The sequence below is a fragment of the Mycobacterium sp. WMMD1722 genome (assembly GCF_049315205.1).
Lineage (GTDB): Bacteria > Actinomycetota > Actinomycetes > Mycobacteriales > Mycobacteriaceae > Mycobacterium.
Genome location: NZ_CP186056.1, coordinates 1,326,107 through 1,349,400 on the forward strand (window position 1 = coordinate 1,326,107; position 23,294 = coordinate 1,349,400).

At 69.5% G+C, this 23,294-nt stretch carries 17 protein-coding genes; 9 read left to right on the forward strand and 8 right to left on the reverse strand.

Translation table 11 applies throughout. The annotated features are described in order from the left end of the window. Positions 1–43: 43 nt before the first annotated feature. Positions 44–1,534, reverse strand: a complete 1,491-nt coding sequence (locus ACN27E_RS06185; RefSeq protein ID WP_422747446.1) for a carotenoid oxygenase family protein — start codon at positions 1,532–1,534, stop codon at positions 44–46. 51 nt (positions 1,535–1,585) lie between these two features. Between ACN27E_RS06185 and ACN27E_RS06190 the strand changes: the two genes are divergently transcribed. Continuing rightward, the gene (locus tag ACN27E_RS06190; protein WP_422747447.1) at positions 1,586–2,800 is read left to right on the forward strand and encodes an acetyl-CoA acetyltransferase; all 1,215 of its coding nucleotides are present in this window, start codon (positions 1,586–1,588) and stop codon (positions 2,798–2,800) included. Between the two features lie 3 nt (positions 2,801–2,803). On the opposite strand, the gene ileS is transcribed toward ACN27E_RS06190, so the two are convergent. Beyond that, positions 2,804–5,956 (reverse strand): isoleucine--tRNA ligase, encoded by a 3,153-nt coding sequence (ileS, locus tag ACN27E_RS06195; protein WP_422749664.1) that lies wholly within the window; start codon positions 5,954–5,956, stop codon positions 2,804–2,806. Positions 5,957–6,187: 231 nt separating this feature from the next. Then, positions 6,188–6,763: a hypothetical protein gene (locus tag ACN27E_RS06200; RefSeq protein ID WP_422747448.1), complete on the reverse strand. Its 576-nt coding sequence runs from the start codon at positions 6,761–6,763 to the stop codon at positions 6,188–6,190. 195 nt (positions 6,764–6,958) lie between these two features. Here ACN27E_RS06200 and ACN27E_RS06205 point away from each other — a divergent pair, with 195 nt between their 5' ends. From ACN27E_RS06205 to ACN27E_RS06220, 4 genes are all read left to right on the forward strand, one after another. After that, positions 6,959–7,330: an XRE family transcriptional regulator gene (locus tag ACN27E_RS06205; RefSeq protein ID WP_422747450.1), complete on the forward strand. Its 372-nt coding sequence runs from the start codon at positions 6,959–6,961 to the stop codon at positions 7,328–7,330. Between the two features lie 51 nt (positions 7,331–7,381). Next, the gene (locus tag ACN27E_RS06210; RefSeq protein ID WP_422747452.1) at positions 7,382–8,116 is read left to right on the forward strand and encodes a hypothetical protein; all 735 of its coding nucleotides are present in this window, start codon (positions 7,382–7,384) and stop codon (positions 8,114–8,116) included. A 136-nt stretch (positions 8,117–8,252) separates the two neighbouring features. Beyond that, on the forward strand, positions 8,253–9,989 hold the full coding sequence (locus tag ACN27E_RS06215; protein ID WP_422747455.1) for an AMP-binding protein: 1,737 nt from the start codon (positions 8,253–8,255) through the stop codon (positions 9,987–9,989). Beyond that, positions 9,986–11,227: a hypothetical protein gene (locus ACN27E_RS06220; protein WP_422747457.1), complete on the forward strand. Its 1,242-nt coding sequence runs from the start codon at positions 9,986–9,988 to the stop codon at positions 11,225–11,227. Before ACN27E_RS06215 ends, ACN27E_RS06220 begins: the two co-directional genes overlap by 4 nt. On the opposite strand, the gene ACN27E_RS06225 is transcribed toward ACN27E_RS06220, so the two are convergent. Further along, the gene (locus tag ACN27E_RS06225) at positions 11,224–11,925 is read right to left on the reverse strand and encodes a glycosyltransferase (RefSeq protein ID WP_422747458.1); all 702 of its coding nucleotides are present in this window, start codon (positions 11,923–11,925) and stop codon (positions 11,224–11,226) included. The two genes, ACN27E_RS06220 and ACN27E_RS06225, sit on opposite strands and share 4 nt — an antisense overlap. Positions 11,926–12,022: 97 nt before the next feature. Here ACN27E_RS06225 and ACN27E_RS06230 point away from each other — a divergent pair, with 97 nt between their 5' ends. The 3 genes from ACN27E_RS06230 to ACN27E_RS06240 are packed head-to-tail and all read left to right on the forward strand — an operon-like array spanning position 12,023 to position 14,480. Next, the gene (locus ACN27E_RS06230) at positions 12,023–12,955 is read left to right on the forward strand and encodes an ATP-binding cassette domain-containing protein (RefSeq protein WP_422747460.1); all 933 of its coding nucleotides are present in this window, start codon (positions 12,023–12,025) and stop codon (positions 12,953–12,955) included. Further along, positions 12,952–13,695, forward strand: a complete 744-nt coding sequence (locus tag ACN27E_RS06235) for an ABC transporter permease (RefSeq protein WP_422747462.1) — start codon at positions 12,952–12,954, stop codon at positions 13,693–13,695. Before ACN27E_RS06230 ends, ACN27E_RS06235 begins: the two co-directional genes overlap by 4 nt. Next, a complete protein-coding gene (locus ACN27E_RS06240; RefSeq protein WP_422747464.1) occupies positions 13,692–14,480 on the forward strand; it encodes an ABC transporter permease in 789 nt (262 codons plus the stop codon). The genes ACN27E_RS06235 and ACN27E_RS06240 overlap by 4 nt, the downstream gene beginning before the upstream one ends. Before the next feature lie 3 nt (positions 14,481–14,483). On the opposite strand, the gene ACN27E_RS06245 is transcribed toward ACN27E_RS06240, so the two are convergent. Next, positions 14,484–17,648 (reverse strand): RND family transporter, encoded by a 3,165-nt coding sequence (locus ACN27E_RS06245; protein ID WP_422747466.1) that lies wholly within the window; start codon positions 17,646–17,648, stop codon positions 14,484–14,486. Positions 17,649–17,860: 212 nt separating this feature from the next. Between ACN27E_RS06245 and ACN27E_RS06250 the strand changes: the two genes are divergently transcribed. Then, entirely contained in the window at positions 17,861–19,123 is a 1,263-nt protein-coding gene (locus ACN27E_RS06250; RefSeq protein ID WP_422747468.1) for a glycosyltransferase, read from the forward strand. On the opposite strand, the gene ACN27E_RS06255 is transcribed toward ACN27E_RS06250, so the two are convergent. From ACN27E_RS06255 to ACN27E_RS06265, 3 genes are read right to left on the reverse strand one after another with little or no spacing between them, the layout of a single operon-like run. Continuing rightward, the gene (locus ACN27E_RS06255) at positions 19,120–20,478 is read right to left on the reverse strand and encodes a hypothetical protein (RefSeq protein WP_422747470.1); all 1,359 of its coding nucleotides are present in this window, start codon (positions 20,476–20,478) and stop codon (positions 19,120–19,122) included. The genes ACN27E_RS06250 and ACN27E_RS06255 overlap by 4 nt on opposite strands. Next, positions 20,478–21,812, reverse strand: coding sequence for a hypothetical protein (locus ACN27E_RS06260; RefSeq protein WP_422749666.1), 1,335 nt, complete (start codon positions 21,810–21,812; stop codon positions 20,478–20,480). The genes ACN27E_RS06255 and ACN27E_RS06260 overlap by 1 nt, the downstream gene beginning before the upstream one ends. Positions 21,813–21,814: 2 nt before the next feature. Next, positions 21,815–23,287, reverse strand: coding sequence for a condensation domain-containing protein (locus tag ACN27E_RS06265; RefSeq protein ID WP_422747472.1), 1,473 nt, complete (start codon positions 23,285–23,287; stop codon positions 21,815–21,817). Positions 23,288–23,294 lie beyond the last annotated feature (7 nt).

The following is a 23,294-nucleotide window of genomic DNA, read 5'->3' on the forward strand; positions in this document are numbered from 1 at the left end:
CGGCCTATCGCGTTGACCTCACCGACCGCGGTCACCTCACCGGTCACCGTGGCGGATGCCAGCGCCGCAATTCCTCTCCGGCCACCCAGGTGGAATGCGTTCCGCTGCAGATCCGTTCGGGCAACCGCAGGGTGCACACCGGGCCGTCGGTGACCCGCGCGGCGTCGAACACCAGGCAGTAGGACGCATCGTCGTTCATGTCGGTGGTCAGCGTCACCAGATAGCCGTCGTCCTCCGCGGTGGCGCCGGGCCGCGGCGCCATGGACGCCTCGCTGCCGAACACGCCGTCGCCGAACGCGTAGCGCTCCTCGCTGCCGGTGGACAGGTCGTGGCGGACCAGTCCGTCGAACAGGAACCAGCCCGGCTTGCCGGTGGCGGCGTACACGTACCGGTAGGGGCGGGTCTGGTAGTCGCCGTTCATCATCCCGAACTCGGTGAGGCGTTCCGAGAGCCGCTCTTCGGTCACCGCCCCGGTGGTCAGATTGAACCGCCAGCGGTGCAGATGCGATTCGAAGCCGTCGAGCGCCAGGTAGCGGAAGGCCGCCTCCTCCAGCGACTTCGCACCCTTCGTCGACGGCGACGGGTTGTCCTGGAAGAACCCGTCGAGCACGATCTCCTCACCGTCCTCGAACGCGTTGACGAAGTGCAGGGCATAGGTGGGGGCGGCCTCGAACCACCGCACCTGCGACTGGTCGCCGCGGCGCGGCAGCACCGCGAAGCGCGACGGCAGGTCGCGGTGGAACACCGGCGCGTGGATGTCCTGGGCGAGCAGCGACGGCTCCCAGAACAGCGGGAAGTCGTTGAGGATCACGTAGTTCTCGGTGAACGCCATATCGTGCGGCATCCGCGGGCCGGGCAGCGGCACGTCGGTGTGGTGCACCAGGTTCGCGTCCTTGTCCACCACGCCGTAGCGCAGGAAGGGCTCCTGCTTGCTGTAGCTGAAGAACAGCAGCTCCCCGGTGACCGGATCGACCTTGGGATGCGCCGAGACCCCCCACTGCGGGAAGTCGCCGTGCCAGGTCTCCTTGCCGAGCGTGTCGGCGGTGTAGGGATCGACCTGGTACAGGTCACCGCACATGTAGAAACTCGTCAGCGCGGTCCCCCGGTGCACCACGACGTCGGTGCTCGACGCGTCCTTCATCCGGGTTCGCGCACCCCAGCCGTCGGAGCGTTTGGCCGCCGACGGCATCTCGATGAAGCCCGCCCACAGCGCACCGCCCGCCTCGTTCTCGGCGAGGAAGCCGTCGGTGCGGACGAACCTGTTCCGGTAGTGGGCCTTTCCTCCGGCGAACCCGACGATGTGGATCATGCCGTCGCCGTCGAACGGGTGATATGCCGTCGCCGCCGGATGCAGCGGGTTCTCGGTGTTGCGCAGATACATGCCGTCGAGATCGGCCGGCACCTCACCGGCGACCACCTCGAGATCGTCGGCGCGCCACTCGGTGAGCTGGGGGCGCCACGGCCCGGTCCGGTACGGATGGTCGTCGTCGGCCGGCAGCGTCGAGGTGAACGAGCCGATGCGATGTGCGCCCATCACCGGAAACTACAAATGACAGAGTGACTCTGTCAATTGAACCATGAGTGCATGCAGAACGTCTGGATTCTCGGCGGCTACCAGAGCGACTTCGCCCGCAACCTGCACCGGGAAGGGCTCGACTTCGCCGATCTGACGACCGAGGTGGTCGACCGGACACTGGCCGCCGCCCGCCTCGACGCCACGGCGGTCGAGGTGATCCACGTCGGCAACGCCTTCGGCGAACTGTTCGCCGCCCAGGGCCACCTGGGCGCCATGCCGGCGACCGTCCACGACGCCCTGTGGGGTGTGCCCGCCGCGCGCCACGAGGCCGCCTGCGCCTCCGGCAGCATCGCCGCGCTCGCGGCGATCGCAGATCTGCGCTCGGGCGCCTATGACGTGGCACTGGTGCTCGGCTTGGAACTGGAGAAGACCGTGCCCGGACCGGTCGGTGCCGCCCACCTGGCCGCCGCGGGCTGGACCGGACACGAGGACGCCGCCACCGCCAACCTCTGGGCCCAGGTGTTCTCCCGGGTCGCCGACGAATACGACCGCCGCTACGGCCTCGACGAGGCCCACCTGCGGGCGATCGCCGAATTGAACTACGCCAACGCCCGCCGCAACGACAACGCCCAGACCCGCGACTGGTCGGTACCCCACCTCGGTGAGGCCGACGACGAACGAAACCCTCTGGTGGAAGGGCGGTTACGGCGCTATGACTGCAGCCAGCTCACCGACGGCGGCGCCGGTGTGGTGCTGGTGACCGACGCCTACCTGCGCGAGCACCCCGACGCCCGCCCGGTGGCCCGCATCGAGGGCTGGGGACACCGCACCGTCGGCCTCGGCCTGTCGGAGAAACTCCGGCGCGACGCCGACTGCCCGTATGTCCTGCCCCACGTCCGCGGCGCGGTGCAGGACGCCTTCGGCCGCGCCGGCGTCACCCTCGACGCCATGGCCGGTTTCGAGGTGCACGACTGCTTCACCCCCGGCGAATACCTGGCGATCGACCACATCGGCCTGACCGAACCGGGGATGTCCTGGCAGGCCGTCGAGGACGGTGCCATCGCGGCCGCCGGACGCCTGCCGGTCAACCCCGGTGGCGGCCTGATCGGCGGCGGGCATCCGGTCGGTGCCACCGGCGTGCGCATGCTCGTCGACGCCGCCAAGCAGGTCAGCGGCAGCGCGGGCGCCTATCAGGTCGACGGGGCCGACCGGTTCGGCACCCTCAACATCGGCGGCAGCACCGCGACCGTGGTCAGTTTCGTCGTCGGCGCCGCGGCGCGTTGAGCCCTAGGCCTTCGCCAGGGACACCCGCACACCGTCGCCGATCTCGGCGCCGCCGACGGGCTCACCGAACGCGAAGCTGGTGGCCAGGATCTCGCGGGCGATCAGATCGCGGTGGGCATCGGCCCAGCCCTGCTGCGCTGCGGGCACCGCCATCACCACCGAGATGCGGTCGGAGACATCAAGACCCGTCGACTTGCGCAGCTCCTGCAGTTCGCGGATCCGGTCCTTCGCCCAGCCTTCAGCCTCGAGTTCCTCGGTGAGCGTGCTGTCGAGCACCACCAGACCGGCACCGTCGGGCAGCGCGGCGGTCTCCTGCGGATCGGCCGCCACCAGGCGCGAGGTGAACTCACCGGGCTGCAGGACGGCCGGCCCCGCCGTCAGCGTGCCGTCGGGATTGGCCACCGCCTCCCCCGCCTTGACGGCCTTGATCGCGGCCTGCACATCCCGGCCCAACCGGGGTCCGGCCACCTTGGCGTTGACCGTCAGTTCGAAGCGTCCGTAGGTGTCGATGTCGTCGGTCACCTCGACGGCCTTGACGTTCAACTCGTCGGCGATCAGATCGGTGAACGGAAGCAGCGTCGCCGGATCAACCGACGTGTCCAGGGCCACCGTCAGTTTGCGCAGCGGCAGCCGCACCCGCAGCTTGTTGGCCTTGCGCAGCGACGAGGCCGTCGAACACACCGCGCGTACCTGGTCCATGGCGGCCACCAGCGCCGGATCGGCGGGCAGATCGCCGGCCGACGGCCAGTCGGTCAGATGCACCGAGCGTTCACCGGTGACCCCGCGCCAGATCACCTCGGTGATCAGCGGTAGCAGCGGTGCAGCCAGCCGCGAGGTCACCTCGAGCACCGTGTGCAACGTGTCGATGGCGTCGCGGTCCTCCTCCCAGAACCGCGAACGCGACCGGCGCACATACCAATTGGTCAGCGCCTCGGTGAACTGGCGCAGCTCGTCGCAGGCGCCGGAGATATCGCAGGTGTCCAGCGATTCGGTCAGTTCGTCGCGCAGCACCGCCAACTTGGCCAGGATGTAGCGGTCGAGGACGTGGGTGGAGTCGGTCCGCCAGGTGCCCTTCTGCGGTGCGTACAGGCTCAGGAACGTATAGGCGTTCCACAGCGGCAGCAGCACCTGCCGGACACCCTCGCGGATGCCCTGTTCGGTGACGACGAGATTTCCGCCACGCAGGATCGGCGACGCCATCAGAAACCAGCGCATCGCGTCGGAGCCGTCGCGGTCGAACACCTCGGTGACATCGGGGTAGTTGCGCAGCGACTTGCTCATCTTCGCACCGTCGTTGCCGAGCACGATGCCGTGCGCGACACACGTTTTGAACGCCGGCCGGTCGAACAGCGCGGTCGCCAACACGTGCAGCGTGTAGAACCAACCGCGGGTCTGGCCGATGTACTCGACGATGAAGTCACCGGGGAAATGCGGCTCCGACGAACCGTCACCGTCGAACCACGCCCGATTCTCGAACGGATAGTGCACCTGGGCGTACGGCATCGACCCGGAGTCGAACCAGACGTCGAGCACATCCTCGATCCGCCGCATCGTCGACGTCCCGGTCGGATCGTCGGGATTGGGCCGGGTCAGCTCGTCGATGAACGGGCGGTGCAGATTGTCCGGCCGCACCCCGAAGTCGCGTTCGAGCTCGTCGAGGCTGCCGTAGACGTCGACGCGGGGATACGCCGGGTCATCGGACTTCCACACCGGGATCGGCGTGCCCCAGTAGCGGTTCCGCGAGATCGACCAGTCCCGCGCGCCGGCCAGCCATTTGCCGAACTGGCCGTCCTTGACGTGTTCGGGATACCAGGTGATCTGCTGGTTGAGCTCGACCATCCGATCCCGGAACTCGGTGACCTTGATGAACCACGACGACACCGCGCGATAGATCAGCGGATTGCGGCACCGCCAGCAGTGCGGATAGGAGTGCTCGTAGGTCTCGTGGCGCACCAGCACGGCCCCGTTGTGGCCCGCGCTGCCCGTACCGTTCTTCAGATCGCGGATGATCTGCGCGTTGGCGTCGAAGACGTGCTGGCCCTGATAGTCCGGTACCGACGCGTCGAAGCGGCCCTTGGAGTCCACCGGGGTCACCGGGACGATGCCGACGGTGTCGGTGGTGGCCTTGTCGTCCTCGCCGTAGGCCGGGGCCATGTGCACGATGCCGGTGCCGTCTTCGGTGGTGACGAAGTCGCCGCGCAGCACCTGCCACGCCGTGCCGGCCTCGTCGTAATCGGTGAAATACGGGAAGGGCGGCGTGTATCGGACGCCCAGCAGGTCCGCACCGGTGAACGTGGCCAGCACCTCGGGCTCCTCACCGAGTTCGCGGGCGTAGGCGCCGAGCCGCGCCTCGGCCAGCACGTACCGCGCGTCGCCCACCGCTACCTGCGCATAGGTCACCTCGGGGTTGACCGCCACCGCTTGGTTGGACGGCAGCGTCCACGGCGTCGTCGTCCACACCAGCAGGTGCGACCCGGCGAGCGGCCCGCCGCCCTCCTCGGGAACCTTGAAGCCCACCGTGATCGCCGGATCCTGCCGGCTCTGGTAGACGTCGTCGTCCATCCGCAATTCGTGGCTGGACAACGGGGTCTCGTCGTTCCAGCAGTACGGCAGCACCCGCACACCCTCGTAGGCCAGGCCCTTGTCCCACAGCTGCTTGAAGGCCCAGACGACCGACTCCATGTAGCCCAGGTCGAGCGTCTTGTAGTCGTTGTCGAAGTCCACCCACCGCGCCTGCCGGGTCACATAGGAGCGCCATTCGTCGGTGTAGCGCAGCACCGATTCCCGACAGGCTTCGTTGAACTTCTCGATGCCCATGGCGTCGATCTGGGCCTTGTCGGTGATACCGAGCTGGCGCTGCACCTCGAGTTCGGCGGGCAGGCCGTGGGTGTCCCAGCCGAACCGCCGCTCCACCTTGTACCCCCGCATGGTGCGGTAGCGCGGGACGATGTCCTTGACGTAGCCGGTCAGCAGATGGCCGTAGTGCGGCAGACCGTTGGCGAACGGCGGCCCGTCGTAGAAGACGTATTCGGGCGCGTCGGCACGCCGCTGGATGCTGGCGCGGAAGGTGTCATCGGCGCCCCAGAAATCGAGGACGTCGGCTTCGAGCGCCGGAAAGTTGGGGGCGCCACCGGCCGGCTTGGGATAGGCGGTCACTGCGTAGGTCTCCTGTGCCAGGAAGCTCGGCACGGGGACGACGTCGCGCAGGTACGCGAGCGCCGCGGTACCACCCCGCTTGCGCACGTCCTCGTACGCCGCTCATCTCCAGGCTGTGACGGGCCGCCCGTCCGGTTCTACTGGGGCTGCCCTCGACGAGAGCCGGGCCCGTTCTTCCGGAAGCTCCCCGGTGATGGCCGGATCAACGCTGCTGTCGACCGATCCTAGCCCTCATTCGACGGGCAGTGCCTCCGAGGTGAGCTCGATCAGCGCGAAGGGGAATTGTTCGGAGAGTTCCCGCACGGTCGCCGCATCGAAGCGCGCACTGTCGAACCACCAGTCCAGCCACATCAGGTTCTGGTCGCGGTAAGCGCGCACTTCCAGTGCATAGCCGGCCAGCGGGCCCTCGTCGGCGCATGCGGGCGTGGTACCGCTGTAGTTGAACAGGGCCTCGGCGGATACGTCCGCGCCGAAGCCGGTCGAGGACAACAGTGCCTGGCGGACCAGCCGCACCAGCTCGGTGGCGTCCATCTGGCGTTCCCCCGCACAGCACAGATCGATGCCGGCGGGGGCTGACCCACGCAGGACGTCGACCGCGACGACGCCCTCCCCGATGACCCTGGCCACCGCGCGACCGAACGCCGCGAGCAGCAGTTCATCACCGGTGAGGCCGAGGGCGAAAGCCGCCCCGTCGAGTTCGAGGGTGAGGACCGGATCCAAGGGCGCCGGAATCAGCACCGGCTCACCCGGGAGGGATTGCCGATCGACCAGCGACATCCGCAATTGCGCGACGACGTCGTCGGGCATCGATTGCGAAGACAAAGAGTGCGAAGACGTGCGAGGGGGAGCCGTATGGGGGGCGACCATGGTGGGGACGGTACTCGCTGTGTCCCAAAAATGGGAGACCTCTACCAATTATGTGGTTACTCGGTCAATTTGCGGACACCTGTCCTGGCTAAGGCAAAGCCTGACGATTTCCGGGACTGTCGGTATCGTCGTGATGTGCCCAGGACCGATGAGAACGGCAGACAGCTCAAGGCCTTGCTCGACTATCTGCTCGACGGGGACGTCGACGCCAAGGCGATCTACGACGCGCTGGGCATCTCGAGCAGCACGTACTACCGCCGGATCAAGGAGCGCGACTACCCCGACGCCGAGGAACTGCGGCGGGTGGCCGACCGGTTCGCGTTGAGCTATCCCGATCTCCAGATCCGCTTCGGCCTGATGAGCCGTCAGGAAGTCTGGCACTACCTGGAGTCGGCGCCGTTCACCCCGACCACCACCGCCCCGCCGGCGCGACAGACCGCCCGCGAGGCCGGCCGGCGGCAGAAACTGTCCCAACTTTCGCCACGGCCTGACGCACCGCCGCTCTGAGGCTTAAGCTTTGCCATGATTTGAGGTCGGCGCACAAAAAGGCAGAATCCGATGACCCTGGCAGTACTCATCGCCATCACCGCGGGGTGTATGGCATGGAGTCTGTGGATCCGCCGGGTGACGTGGAACTGCCGGTGGGAGGTCGCCGCCACGCTCAACGTCGCTCTGCAGCTGGCCGCCGTCCTGCTGATGTCGCCCTTCGCCTCGGAGACCCTGGGCCAGGTGCTGTACAACCTGACCGGGAAGTGGAACCTCGAGGACTACATCGGCCACGACTGTTACATCGTGGCCGCGTCGGCGATCGTCTACAACGCGCTGGGCCGGCTGGAGTCCGACGACCGGCTGCAGGCGTCGTTCAAGCAGTACGTCGAGCGCCCGGCCACACTGTGCATTCCGTTGCTGCTGGCCACCTTCTCCTTCGGCAACGGGGCGGCGGTGTACCGCGCCGACTTCTTCGACACCCCGACCGACGGATGGCTGAGCGCCTACTGGCTGCTGCTCTGCGGCATGCTGATCTATCTGCTGGGCTACGGAGCCCGCGCGCTGCTGGTCCTGCGCAAGGATCCGCGGTCGCGCCGGCTCGCCAACGTGTACCTGGCCGCATGCGCCAGCGGCATCCTCGCCTGCGTCATCCGGATCGCCACCGCCTTCGTCCCGCAACTGCAGGCGATCGAGGGCGGAACGCTGGTCTGGCTGTTCGCCTGTAGCTGCGGCGCCGGATTTGCTCTGGCGTCCGCGCACTCCTGGAGAACCAAGACGAAGTGGTTCACCGGCGCGACGCGCTGACCCGTCCGAGAGCCATCAACTGCGCATTCGCCGACGTGGCAGCGTTTTTCGTGCGCGCCCACCCATACCCGGTTTCCGTGGGCCTTCCCTTATGCTCGACACACTGTTCGCTGTTGCAACGACGAGGGGCTGGAATATGACCGCATCTTCTCTGCCGCTCGTGCTCAGAGAACGTGCCAGTCTGCAGCCCAACGACGCCGCCTTCACCTTCGTGGACTACGACACCGATCCCGCCGGCGTGGAGCACACGCTGACCTGGTCGCAGCTCTACCGGCGAGCGGTGAACCTGGCGCAGGAACTCGGTGGATGTGCGCACACCGGCGACCGCGTCGTCATCATCGCCCCCCAGGGACTCGACTACCTGGTGGGTTTCCTCGGTGCCCTGCAGGCCGGACTCATCGCGGTACCCCTGTCGACTCCGGCCCCGGGCGTGCACGACGAGCGGATCAGCGCGGTCCTGCGGGACGCCGCCCCGACGGTGGTCCTGACCACCTCGGCGGTCAGCGCGACGGTCGGCGAGTACACCGGGCCGCAGGACGGATCCCCCGGCCCGGCCGTCCTCGAGGTCGACACCCTGGACCTGGACACCCGGCGCCGGGTCAGCAACCGCCCGGTGGATCGCCCCGATACCGCCTACCTGCAGTACACCTCGGGGTCGACCCGCACCCCGGCCGGGGTGATGGTGTCCTACCGCAACCTGTCGGCCAACTTCGAACAGATCATGGCGGCGTTCCTGTCCCATCACGGCGGCGTCGCCCCGCCCGGCACCACCGCGGTGACGTGGCTGCCCTTCTACCACGACATGGGGCTGCTGCTCGGGGTCTTCGCCCCCATCCTCGGTGGCTGGCCCACGCTGTTCACCACCCCGCTGTCGTTTCTGGCCCGGCCGGCCCGCTGGATGCAGATGGTGGCGCGCAGTCCGCACGCCATCACCGCGGGTCCGAACTTCGCCTTCGAGCTGGCCGTCGGCAAGACCTCCGACGAGGACATGGCCGGCCTCGACCTGGCCCACGCGCTGTGCGTGATCAGTGGCAGCGAGCGCGTCCACGACGCCACTCTGCGCCGCTTCGCGCAGCGCTTCGAACGCTTCGGCCTGCCCCAGGACGTGCTGCGCCCGGCCTACGGGTTGGCCGAGGCGACGCTCTACGTCGCGACCAACGCGCCCGGCACCCCACCGGTGATCGTGCACTTCGAGCCCGAGAAGCTCTCCGCCGGACACGCCAAGCGATGCGGACCGACCGGGACGCCGCTGGTGAGCTACGGCAGCCCGAACTCCCCCGCGGTGCGCATCGTCGAACCCGACACCCGCACCGAGCTGCCGGGCGGCTCCGTGGGCGAGATCTGGGTGCGTGGCGAGAACGTGTGCCTGGGTTACTGGGAGAAGCCCGACCAGACCGGCGCGGTGTTCGAGGCGATGATCGCCGCACCGTCCCCGGGCACCGACGAGGGACCGTGGCTGCGGACCGGTGACCTGGGCTTCATCTCCGAGGGCGAACTGTTCATCATGGGTCGCATCAAGGACCTCCTGATCGTGCGTGGCCGCAACCACTACCCCGACGACATCGAGGGCACGGTCCAGGAGATCACCGGCGGACGCGTCGCGGCCATCTCGGTCGAGGAGGACCGCACCGAGCAACTCGTCACCATCGTGGAGGTCCGCCCGCGCGGGGACACCCCCGAGGAGATCGGGGAGCACTACCGCGACATCAAGAACCGGGTGACGTCGGCGATCTCCACCGTGCACGGCATCAGCGCCGCGGACCTGGTGCTGGTGGCCCGCGGATCCATCCCGATCACCACCAGCGGCAAGGTGCGGCGCGCCGCATGCGGTGATCTGTACCGGCAGGGCGCATTCACGCGGCTCGACGCTTGACCGACACCTCGCGACGGCCCTACGTCGTGGCCGGCGTGCTGATCGCGGTGTGGGCCGGCGGGCTGAGCCTGCTCGCCGCCACCGTCCTGTCCGGCGCGGATCTGTACTTCTTCTCCTACTATTCGATCGATTACACGCTCGGCTTCGTCCGCCGCGGTCTCGGTGGGGAACTGCTGGGGATGTTCGGCGATTATTTCGTCGGGATGCGGGCCCTGCGCTGGCTCTCGACCCTGGCCTTCTCGGCGGGCCTGCTGGCGGTCACGTGGACGGCGTGGACCCACCCGGCAGCCGCACCGGGATCGGCCCAGCGCCGCCGCATACTGGCGCTGCTGCTGCCGGTGTTGCCGTTCGGCTTCCTGTTCGCGCTGTACTCGGCCCGTCCCGACCTGTTCGGCGGGGCCGCGCTCGCCGCGCTGGCCGTACTGCTGGTCCGGGCGCGGCAGCGCAGCACGGCTCTGCTCGGCTGCGCGGCATTCGGCGCGGTCACCGCCGTGCTGGCACTGATCCACGAGGCGGTTCCGGTCGAATTCGCCCTCGGCGCGGTGCTCGCGATCGCCACGCTGCCACGCGCGCTGCCCCGCGGCAGCGCCCGCATCGGCATGCTGCTGGCCGTGCTGCCGGGGCTGGTGTCGACCTTCCTGGTGGCGGTTGCCGGCCGGCGCGGGGTGGCCGGTGACCTGTGCGCCCGGATCCCGGTGCGCCGCATCGAGAATCCGTACGCACTCGAACAGAGCCCGCAGGGCGTGCTCGACTACCTCAGCGGACGCAACCGGCCCTACACCGAGTACCACGACTGGATGTGCCGCAACATCCTGCCGATGTGGGACTGGAGCCCGGGACAGGCGGTGCGCTACGTATTCGGTCTCGGCGTCGGCCAGCTGATCGCGTCGGCCGTCTTCGGCGCGCTGGTGATCGCCGCGGCGATCGCGGTGCTGCGGCGTGCCTCGAATGTGCCGATCCGCGACTTCCTCGCTGCGGCGGCGCCGTGGCGCTGGTGGCTGGTGGCTGCGGCCGCGCTGCTGATCCCGGTCTTCCTCACCGCCTTCGACTGGACCCGCTGGATGGTCATCATCGGCTTCGACATCGCGGTGGTGTATCTGCTCTACGCCGCGGGGCGACCGCAGGCGGGCACCCCCGCAAGTCGGCGCACGGTGACCGTCTGTGTGACCGCGGGAGTGCTGTTCGCGCTGCTGCCGGTCGGTATCGTCGCCGGGTTCGCCGTCCAGCCGCCGGTCTAGCGGATCACCCGGTAATCGAACGCCTTCCAGTAGCGCACCGGCAACAGCGAGAAGAACCAGTAGCGGAAGAAGATGCGCCAATACCCGTCGGCGTCGAAGCGCCGCGTCGAGGTGTGCACACTGCGCGTCGGCAGGTAGAACCAGCCGCCGGTGCGGCGGGCGCGGCGGATGAGCAGCGCGTCCTCACCCATCCGCAGGTCCTCGTCGAAACGGAAATCCGGGAACAGGGACCGTTTGGCGATCTGCAGGGCGTAGGACCCGCCGAAGCGGTGCGCCACGTCGTAGTAGGCGAACCAGGTGCGCGCGGTCCAGCTGCGATCGAGCGGGGTGATCGTCGTGGTGCCGATGGCCAGGGGTTTGCGCGCGGTGGTCAGCTTCGTCTGCAATTCGGTGAGGAACCCCGGTCCCAGCAGGGTGTCCGCGTCGAGGAACACCACCCAGTCGCTGTCGGGCGACATCACCCCGGCGCCGTGGTTCTTGGCCGCCGACACCCCGATGCGTGGGCTCTGCACGACGCGGACGTTGCCACCCTCGAACCGCCGTGCCACCTCCAGCGTGCGGTCCGCGGACCCGTTCTCCACGACCACCACCTCGTAGCGATCGCTCGGATAGTCCAGCGCGGCGACGTGGCGCAGCGTGTCGGCGAGGTAGCGCTCCTCGTTGTGGGCGGGGATGACGATGGAGAAGCGCAGCGCCACGGCGGGGATGGTAGCGACCGCACGGCCGGTTCAGGGGGCTACGTCGGGCGGCCCGCGCGGGCCCCGCAACCAGCACCGCAGTCGCTATAGTCGCACGGTGATCGAGCTCGACGGTGTCGCGAAGACGTTCGAGGGCGGGGTCAGCGCCCTGCAGGACGTGAGCTTCTCCGTCCCCACCGGATCGGTCTGCGCCCTGCTCGGCCATAACGGCGCCGGCAAAACCACCACCATCGGAATCCTGTCCACCCTGCTGCTGCCGACCGCCGGCCGCGCCGTGGTCGCCGGCCACGACGTGGTGGCGGATCCCGACCGGGTTCGCGCCAGCATCGGGGTGACCGGGCAGGACGCCTCGGTGGACATCATGCTGACCGGCCGGGAGAACCTTGTGCTGTTCGGCCGGCTGCGGGGGCTGCGCCGCAAACAGGCCCGCCGCCGCGCCGACGAGCTGCTCGAACAGTTCGACATGAACCACGCCGCCGACCGCACGGTCGCCACCTATTCCGGCGGGATGCGTCGGCGCATCGACATCGCGGCCTCGCTGGTGGTGGCGCCGGAGGTGCTGTTCCTCGACGAGCCCACCACCGGACTGGACCCGCGCAGCCGTCGCGACGTCTGGGCGCTGGTGTCCTCGCTGGCGGCGCAGGACGTCACGGTGCTGCTCACCACCCAGTACCTCGAGGAGGCCGACGTGCTCAGCGATTCGGTGGTGATCCTCGACGCCGGCCGGGTGGTGGCCTGCGGCACCGCCGAGGAACTCAAAGCCCGCACCGGGTTCATCTACTGCCAGGTCTCCCCCGTCGACCCGGCCGATCTGTCCGAGATCGCGGCCGCCCTGGCCGATTTCGCCGGTCTGGAGATCGACCGGGACAGGAACACCGTCTCGGTGCCCGCCGACCGGGGCGTCGCCACCCTCGGCGAGGTGTTCCGCCGCCTGGACGACCGCGACATCAGCCTGACCGACATCGCCCTGCGCAGACCATCGCTCGACGAGGTGTTCCTGCACCTCACCGAGCCACCCGTCACCGCATGACGGCGCTGGCCGCCCTCACCGAGCGGGTCGTGCGCACCACCGTCCGGGATTTCGACCTGCTGATCGCGGTGCTTACGCCGGTGAGCACATTCGTCGGGTTCACCGTCGTGCTGCGCAGCGTCATCGACACCGGTCAGCTGAGCTATCCGCAATACGTGCTGCCGGCGATCATCGTGCAGTCGCTGCTGTTCGGCACGCTCACCGCCGCCGACCGGGCCGCCCGCGACCAGTCGTCGGGGTTCGGGGTCCGGCTGCGCACCCTGCCGATCGCCACCTGGGTGCCGCTGACCGCCCGGATGATCTACTGCCTGCTGCGCGCGGTCGTGGTGATCGTGGCCGCCGTCGCGATCGCGTCGCTGTTCGGCTTCCGGTTCAGCGGCGCGCCGGCCCATTCGGTCGCATTCGTGGTGCTGGCGCTGGCCCTGACGCTCGGGCTGTCGCTGGGCGCCGACGCGATCGGTACCTGGGTGCGGCGCAGCGACGCCTCCAGCCAGGTGCTGCTGGTCCCCCAGCTGCTGCTGGTCCTGCTCTCCACCGGGATGGCCCCGGCCGAAGCCTTCCCGGGCTGGGTGCAACCGTTCGTGCGGGCCCAGCCGGTGTCCCAGGTCACCGAGACGCTGCGGGGCTTCGCCGGCGGGCACATCGACGGAACCAACCTGGCGATCAGCCTGGCGTGGTGCCTGGCGCTGCTGGCCGGTTTCGGAGCGGCCGCGGTGAAGCTGCAGCGGCGGGCGCGATGACCCGGCCCGCACTGCGCCGTCATTCGGTGGCGTTCGAGAGCTTCCTGTTCGCCGGGCGGATGTTCGCCAAATGGCGCCGGCACCCGGGCGTGCCGGTGCAGGCCCTGCTGTTCCCGACGGTGCTGCTCATCACCTACAACCTGCTGGTCGGCAGGTCGATGGCGACCCTGACGGGCACCGACAACCTCGACGGGCTGGTTCCGATGTGCGCGCTGGCCGGGGGGATGTTCGGGGCCATCGGCGCGGCGCTGGCCATCCCCAACGAACGCTCCGGCGGGCTGCTCACCCGGTTCTGGACGCTGCCGGTGCACCGAGCCAGCGCCCTGACCGGCAGGCTGCTCGCCGAGGCCGCCCGCACCCTGCTGGGTACCGTCGTGGTTACCGCGGTCGGCGTCGCACTCGGACTGCGATTCTCCGGCCATCCGCTGGCCGTCATCCCCTACCTGCTGGTCCCGGTGTTCGTCTCGGTCGGCTTCGCCACGTTCGTGACGGCGCTGGCGCTGCGCGCGGACGGCACCGCGCTGTTCATGTGGCTGGGAACCAGCGCGATCGGGCTGGTCTTCGCCAGCCCCGGCCTCGCGCCGGTGCACATGTTCCCGTCCTGGTTGCGGCCGTTCGTCGAGTACCAGCCGATGACCTCGGTCATCGAGACGATGCGCGGGCTGTCGGCCGGCGATCCGTCCCCGGTCGCGCTGCTGGTCACGGCGGGCTGGATCGTGGCCGTCCTGGCGATCTTCCTGCCGATGGCCGTGCGCGGCTACCGCGCCGCCGCCCAGGGCGACTGAGCCTCAGATCCTGGTCCGGGTGTCCTCGCGGCAGGCCCGGTAGGAGGCGGTCGCCTCGCTGAGCCGCTGACGGACCCGGGCCCGGGGTGCGGTGGGCAGGGTGACGGTGGCCGGTTCGTCGGAGTCCTCCCCGTCCCGGGGTGCGGAACCCGGTGGGTCGTGATCGTCGTATTTCGGTTTCGACGGCCACCAGTTCGCATTGCCGACCAGGGTGGCGACCGCGGGCACGGTGATGGTGCGGACGATGAACGTGTCGAGGAGCAGGCCGATGCCGATCACGAAACCGAGCTGGATCACCGTGGCGATGCTGCTGACGGTCAGGGACAGCATCGACGCCGCGAAGATCAGGCCCGCCGAGGTGATCACCCCGCCGGTCGCGCCGACGGTCTTCACGATGCCGGTCCGGATGCCGTTGCGGGACTCCTCCCGTATTCGGTGGATCAACAGCAGGTTGTAGTCGGCGCCGACGGCCACCAGCACCAGGAAGGCCATCCCCGGCACCGTCCAGTACAGCTTCTGGTCGAAGAAGAAGCCGAAGAACGCCACCCCGATCCCGACGGCCGACACGTAGGAGATCACCACCGACGCCACCAGGTAGAGCGGTGCCACCAGGGCGCGCAGCAGCAGTACCAGGATGACGAACACCACGATGAGGGTGACGATCACGATGAACCGGACGTCTTTGTCGTAGTAGTTGCGCAGGTCGTTCTGCACCGCCGAGAACCCGACCATCGACACCTTGGAGCCGGCCAGCGACGTGTTCGGCAACGCGCTCTGGGCGGTGTCGACGATGTCGGTCACCTGGTCCATCGCGTCGGTGCTGAACGGGTCCAGCGCGGTCTGCACCAGATAGCGGGCGGTGTGGCCGTCGGGTGAGACGAACAGGCTGGCCGCCTTCTTGAACTCGGCCTGGGTCAGGATCTCCGGCGGGATGTAGAACCCGGACATCGGCGGATTGCTGGCGTCGCGCTTCATCGCCAGCAGGAACGCCGACGCCTGGTCCAGACCGCCGCCCATGGTGCGGGTCTGGTCGACGAGCAGCTGGACGCCCTCGGCGAGCTGACGGCTGGAGTCGGCGAGCGTATTCGCGCCCTGCATGGCCTCGTTGAGTCGGCTCGACACCCCGCCCGGCTGACCCATCCCCAACTCGCGGGCCGCTTCGGTGGCGGTCCGCAGGCTCGTCGACAAACCCTTGATGGTCTCGTCGAGCGACTGGAATCCGTCGGTGTTCTGCAGTTCCCGGCCCAATTCGGAGATGCTGTTGAGCGCCGGGCTGCTGCGGGTCGCCACGATCCGGCGCAGATCCTCCCGTGAGGCCACGCACTCGGGGTCGGTGGCGCACTCCGGACTGCTGTCCAGCGAGCGCAGCACCGGGGCGCCCCAGGCGTAGATGTCGGTGATCCGCCCGACGTCCACCCCGATGGCGTCGCCGAGCTGGCGCATGTTCGTCACCAACGACGCCGTGCGATCGATCTCGTCGAGCGTCTTCTCCCCGCCGTACTTGCGTGCCATGTCGTCCAGGGCGCCGGCCAGGCCGCGCACACTGCCCGCGGCGTTGACCACGCCGGTGCGCAACTCGTTGAGGACGTCGGCGAGCTGATGGGCGCCGCCGGAGAGTTTGGTCAGATTCTGGTCGTTCTCGTCGATGAGGGTGCCGGCGTCCTGCAGGCGGGTGCCCACCTCGCCGGCCTGCCAGGTCGCCTTGGCCTGCTCGAGCATCTCTCCGGTGGGCCGGGTGATGCCGCGCACCATCGCGATGTCCGGCAGCGCGGCGATGCGCTGCGCCATCATCTCCATATCGGCCAGCGCGGTGGGGGTGCGCAGATCCTGCGGCGACTGGATCACCACGAACTGCTGCAGGGTGGTCGCGATCGGGAAGTGGTCGTCCATGGCGTCGTAGCCGATGTTGCTCGTGGCGTCGTCGGGCAGCGCCTTGCGGTCGTCGTAGTTGTACTCCAGGAACACCGTCCCGGCGCCGAGCACCATCAGCAGCGCGAGGCTGGTGCCGAGGTAGCGCACCGGTTTGCGGACGATGTTGACCCCGGACCGCCGCCAGAAGCGGCCGGTCACATCCTTGCGCGGTTTCACCCAGCCGCGCCGGCCCGCCAGCACGATCAGCGACGGCAGGAGCGTCACCGAGGCCAGGAAGCCGATGGTGATGGTGACCGCCAGCGCCGGACCGACCGTGGAGAACACCGCCAGGGTGGTGAAACCGAGCCCGAGAAAGGTGATCGCGACGGTGGCCGCCGAACCGGCGATGACCTTGCCGATCGTGGCCAGCGCGCCGACCAGGGCGTCGTCGGAGCCCATACCGCCGCGCACGAGTTCCTGGTAGCGGCTGAACAGGAACACCGCGTAGTCGACACCGGCACCCATCATCATCGCGGTCATCAGCACGATGGTCTGCGGACCCAACCCCAGGCCGAGTTCGCCGAGACCGGCCACCACCTGATTGGCCACCGCCAGGGACACCCCGATGGTCACCATCGGGATCAACATGCCGATCAGGCTGCGATAGACCAGCACCAGGATGGTGAGAATGGTGCCGACCGTGGCGATCTCGATGACGTGCTGGTCGCGCACACCGATCGAGTTGACATCCTCCAACGTGGCCGGTCCACCCACGAAATACGGTGTCAAGGTGGTGCCCCCGGTGACGTCCTCGACGACCTCGACGGCGTTGCGGTAGGACTCCTGTCCGGCCGGGGTGCCCATCACCCCGGTGAGGGTGACCGGGAGGTTGTAGGCCTTCTGGTCCTTGCTGATCATGACTTCGCGGAGCTCGGGGATGCTCAGGAAGTCCTGCGTCGAGGACACCGAATCCGGTTCGTCGTTGAGTCGCTCGACCAGGGTTCGGTAGGTCTGTTCGTCGGCCGGGCTGATCCCGGCGTCGTCGACGAGGATGACCACCAGTGCGTTGGAGGCGTTGGCCTCGTCGAATGCCGCCTGCATCTCGTTGCCGGTGACCAGTACCGGCGACTGGGCGGGCAGGAAGTCGGGCGGATTCTTCTGGGCGACGACCGCCAGCGGCGGGATCACCAGGAACAGCACCGCCGCGGTGGCCAGCCATCCGACGATGACCAGGACGGGATGGCGGACGATGACCCGCCCCATGAACGGCAGGATCCCGCCCGCCCACGCACCGCTGAGCTTGGTGCGCCGCCACATTCCAGTCACGCTACACGGCTCACATGGTCGTAAGTCCGGCCCGGAAAGGGCTGGCATCCTGGCCTGACACCCGAAAAGGGAGGTCGGACAGATGGGTGTCTCCCGTGGTGGAATTCGGGCGTGCTCGCACCGCCGTTACACCGAATCGCGCGCCGCGCGGCCGTGTCGGCGCCACCGCATGCCGGCGGGCACGGGGACGGGCCCGTCCGCCGATGAGATTCGTCGTGGCTGTCCACGGCACCCGCGGCGACGTCGAGCCGTGCGTGGCGGTGAGCCTGGAATTGACGCGTCGCGGTCACGACGTGACCCTCGCGGTGCCGCCGAATCTGCTCGACTTCGCCGACGCCGCCGGCTTCGGCGGCGCCATCCCCTACGGCGTCGACTCCCAGCAGCAATTGCAGGCCGAGGTGTTCCGCGACTGGTGGAAGCTGCGCAACCCGATGACCGTGCTGCGGGAGGTCCGCGACTACGTCGCCGCGGGCTGGGCGGACATGAGCGCGGCGCTGACCGCCGTATCGGGCGACGCCGATCTCATCCTCACCGGGACGACGTATCAGGAGTTGGCCGCCAACGTCGCCGAGGCGCACGACATCCCGCTCGGCGCCCTGCACTATTTCCCGGTCCGGCCCAATACCCGGGTGTTGCCGCTGCCGGTGAGCTACCCCGCCGCCGAACGGTTGTACGCCGCGGTCGAGTGGGCGCACTGGCGAGTGCTGCGCGGGGCGGAGGATGCCCAGCGACGCAGCCTCGGGCTGCCGCCGGCCCGGACCCGCGCGGTGCGCCGGATGCTCGAGGCCGGGGCGATCGAGATCCAGGCCTACGACGAGGTCTTCTTCCCCGGCCTGACCGAACAGTGGGGGGACACGCGGCCGGTGATCGGGGCGCTCACCCTGGAACTGGACACCGAGGCCGACGACGATGTGGCCTCCTGGATCGCCGCCGGCGAACCGCCGGTGTACTTCGGGTTCGGCAGCATGCCCGTCGAACACCCCGCCGAGGTGCTGGCCAGGATCACCGACGCCTGTGCCGACCTGGGGTTGCGGGCGCTGGTCTGTTCGGGCGTGGGGGATCTGTGGAGCCCGCAGGCGGGCGCCTCGACCGCCGAGCACGTCAAGGTGGTCCGCTCGGTCAACCACGCCGCGGTGTTCCCGATGTGCCGGGCCGTGGTGCACCACGGCGGCGCAGGCACGACCGCGGCGGGAGTGCGCGCCGGGGTGCCGACGCTGGTGCTGTGGGTCGGGGCCGAGCAGCCGATCTGGGGCGCCGCGATCAGGAAACTGGGCGTCGGGGACTACCGGCGCTTCTCGGGCACGACGCGCGAGTCGCTGCGACACGCCCTGACCGCGGTGCTGTCCCCGGATCAGCTGGCCCGCGCCCGTGCGACCGCGGCCGCGATGACCAAACCCGCGGAGAGCATCACCGCCGCGGCCACTCTGCTCGAGGACGCCGTCCGGCGGGGCCGCGGCCGGGGTTAGACGAATTCGCCGGCCAGCCCGAACTCGGCGAGCGTCGCGGCGGTGATCGCGCGCAGGTGGTCCTTGGTGTTCGGCGCACCCGGCTGGTAACCGACGACGCCGATGGTGACGGTGCCGTTGACGCGGCCCGCGACGACCACCAGATGTCCGCCGGCCCGTTCGATGTGTGCCCGGCTGACGGCCTGATCGACGCCGCGCAACAGCAGGTATTCGGCGTCGGTGCCGTCGGGGCGGGCAACCATCGGATCGAGGTCGCTGACGTTGGAGCAGGACACCGGCAGATCCCCGAACATGAGGTCCGCGGTGCGCCGGACCGCGCGCCGCGGCACGAACGGCGTGAGCGGCAGCAGCGCGAAGGTCTCGTCGGGCACCTCGCGCAACTCGGCGAGTCCCCGCCGGATCGCCGCCCGGACGTCGGACAGGTCGACGGTGGCCTGCGCGGGGTCGACGTCGACGTGGGCCAGCGAGATCGCATTGGCGCGGGTGTCCTCGGCGGTGCGATCGCTCATGGCGATCAGCAGCGAGACGGCGCCCGGGCCGGACGGACCCGAGCGCATCCGGCCCATCCGTTCGGCCAGCCGGGCGGAGAATCCGGCCAGCAGCGAATAGGTGGTGCCGGAGCGGGCATCGGCCGCCGCATCCCATTCGTCGGTGCCGACGAAGGCGTTGACGACCGGGACCACGACCGTGCCGTCCGCGGGCCCGCCGGGGGCCACCGGCGGCCGGGAGCTGCCCGAGTTCGCGATGTCGTGCCGGCGGCGCAGCGCGAGCCGGGCCGCCGCCAGCACGGTACGACCGTATTCCGGACCGTCCCGCACCGTCCGCCGCAGATCCTCGAGCGCACCGCGCCGCGCCGGACGCGTCTGCGCGGGTGCGTATCCGAAGTCACGCGGTGTGCCCGCGGCCGCGTCGGCGATCGTCTGCAGGATCCCGACGCCGTCGGCGAGGCAGTGTGAGGCGACCAGGGTCAATGCGGTCGAGCCGTCGGTCATCGGCAGCATGCCGAGGTGCCAGCCCGGCCCCCGTTCCGGGTCGACGGTCAGTTCGGCGCGTTCGTCGAGCCAATCCGACAGGGCCGCTCGGGGCCGCACGGCGTCGATGTCGAGCGGCCGCGCGGGCCCGGTCGAGGCCACCCAACGATGCCGGCCGAACGGCAGCGGCGAGCGCTCGATCCGGCGTCCGAGCAGCCCGTGACCCAGGTTGGCGTGAAAACGGCGCAGCGCGTCGGAGTCGACGTCGTGGGTGTAGATCCAGGAGATCTGTCCGAGCTTGCCCGGACCGGTCGCCCGCAGCTGCAGGAACGCCGCCTGGTCGATGAAGGCGAGACGGTCGTCGGGCGGCGGCGCCGGCACCATCAGATGGCCTCGGCCGACAGGTCGAATTCGGCCAGGGTCTGCCGCACCAACTCGGCCAGCCAGGGTTTGGTGTTGACCGCACCCGGCTGGTAGCCGATCACCGCGATCGACATCTTCGCCCCGATGCGGGCGCCGACGACGGTGAGGATCCCGCTGCGCTCCTCGAGGACGCGGCGCGAGATGTGCCCGTCCACCCCACGCAGCGCGACGTATTCGGCGTCGGTGCCGTCGACGCGCCCGATCTCCACCGGCAGGGTGCCCAGATTCGAGCACGACACCCGCAGATCGGAGAAGCCGAAGGCGACGTCGGCCATGGCCTGCACCGCCCGCTTGGGGATGAACGGCACCAGCGGCAGCAGTGCCATCGTCTCGTCGGGGACCTCCCGGATCGTCTGCAGCGCCTGCTTGATCGCCGCGCGGGCCGCGCTGAGATCCTCGGTCACCCGGCGCGGATCGATGTGCGCGGTCGCCAGCTTCACCGCATTGGCGCGGGTGTCCTCGAGGGCGCGGTCGTTGATCGGGATGGTGAACGTGACGGCGCCGTCTTCGGGTCGGTGGCGGCCCATCCGCTGGGACAGCCGCGCCGCGACGCCGGCGAGCAGGGAGTAGGAGTTGCCGCCGAGCGCCTGGGCCCGGGCGTCCCAGCGCTCGCCGTCGACGAAGACCGAGATCGCCGGGGTGACGATCGCGTCGTCGGCGCCGGCTTCGCCGGCCGGGGACTTGGCCGGTCGGGTGAACTCCGTGCGCCGGCGGTAGGCCAGCTTCGCTGCGGCGGCCACCGTGCGCCCCAGATCGGGCAGGTCCCGCACCACCTGGCGGGTGTCCTCGCGGATCGCGCGGGCGCGGGTGCGGGTGTTGGGCGACGCGTACCCCAACTCGGCGGGGTTACCGGTGACCGCGTTGAACACGGTGAGCAGGGCACCGCCGCCGTCGCTGAGGCAATGCGATCCGACCAGGGTGACCGCGGTCGCGCCGCCGGTCAGCGGCTGCACCGCCAGATGCCACCCCGGCCCCCACTCGGGGTCGACCGGCACCGCAGCCCGCTCGTCGAGCCAGTCGCTGAGCTGCTCGCGGGGCAGCACGGTCTCGGCGATGTCGATGTCGCACTCGGGTCCGGTCGCCGCCACCCAGCGGTGCCGGCCGAACGGTAGCGGCGACGGTTCGATGTGGCGGCCGGCCAGACCGTGACCGAAGTTGCGGTGGAACCGGCGCAGCCCGTCGTGGTCGACCGGGTGCTCGTAGATCCACACGCACTGCATGACCGCCGCCTGGCCGGTGGCGCGCAGGCCGAGGAACATCGCCTGGTCCAGATACGGGACCAGATGATCGGGCATGCTCACCGTCCGACTACGGGGACCAATTCGCTGCGCTGCCTGCGGGTGGCACCGTGGGCGGCGGTGGTCAGCGGTGCCGCGGCGGTCTCGCCGTCGGCCACCCGCAGGAACCAGGCCTGCATGGCGCGCACATAGCGCTCGATCGATTCACGGGCCACCGGGTTGTCCGGGAAACAGACGGTCAGGGTGGTCTCGCGCTCGGTGCGGTTGACGTACAGGCCGACCTGGAACGCCGCGCGCGCATCGGTGTAGAGCTTGCCGTTCATCGCCTCCCACTGGGCGATCACCTGCGGTGAGAGCGGCGGCAGTCCGGCGTCGAGGTAGGACAGCATCGGCACACCCGGATCCGGGTGCCGGATGCCGGCCGACTCGCCGAGCTCGACGACCAGCTCGAACGGGACGTGCGCCAGGTGCAGGACACCGTCGAAGGACTGTTGTGCGTGCCGGGCGGTCGCGGCGAAGTCCGCGGGATCGGCGGTGACCGTCACCGGGACGACGCCGGTGAACCAGCCGGTGGTCATGAACTCCGCGGGGGTGCCACGGGTGGTGGTCGGCGTGATGATGTAGTAGTCCGGATTACCGCTGAACTCGAGGTCGGTCAGCGCACCGCAGGCGAAGACGCCGCCGATGAACCGGGCCCCGGCCGCCGCGCAGGACGCCTCGAAGCGCTCGCTCTGCTGGCGGTCCAGCAGCCGCACGGTCATCAGCTCACCCGAGCAGGGCACCGACGGATCGCCCAGCGGCAGCGGGAAACGGGGCTTGGACCCGCCGTTGCGCGCGGCGATCTCGATCCATTCGGCGACCTCCGGGGAGCCCGGGGTCAGGGCCGAGGTGTAGTCGTGCTGGGCCACGCAGTAGTCGTCGTAGCTGCCCGGCTCGGGCAGCTGCAGCGGTGCGCCGCCACCGACCAGGGTCGCGTACATCATGTGGATCTCGACGAGCACCAGACCCATGAACATCGCGTCGGTGTGCACGTGGTCGACGCTGATGTAGAAGGTGAAGTGATCGGCCCGCTGGATCACCCCGAAGCTGAAGCAATTCCACTGCAGCGGATCCGCGGTGGCCAGCACATGTTCGCGCCACTGCGCCGCGGTGACCTCGCCGTGGTCGGTCGGGGCGAATTTGATGTCGCGGGGGTTGCGCACGGTCCGGCGCACGACCCGGTCGTCCTCGGTCAGCTCGAACCGGCTGTGGTACGTGTCGTGGCGGCGCAGATAGGCGTTGATGACATGCGTCATCGCCCGGGTGTCGCAGCGCCCCGGCATATCCCACGCGGGGATCAGCAGCCGCGCCATGTCGGTTCCCTGCTCGACGTGCTCGCGGTAGGCCCGGATGTGCTGTTCCTGCTGATAGCTGACGGGGACGTCGCTGATCGGCGCGTCGGCCATCTTGGCCGCGGAGGCGGCCGACGGATCCCACGAGATGAGCGTGCCCGGCGTGCCGATCCAGTCCTGGATCGATTTCATCGCCACCATCAGCGAC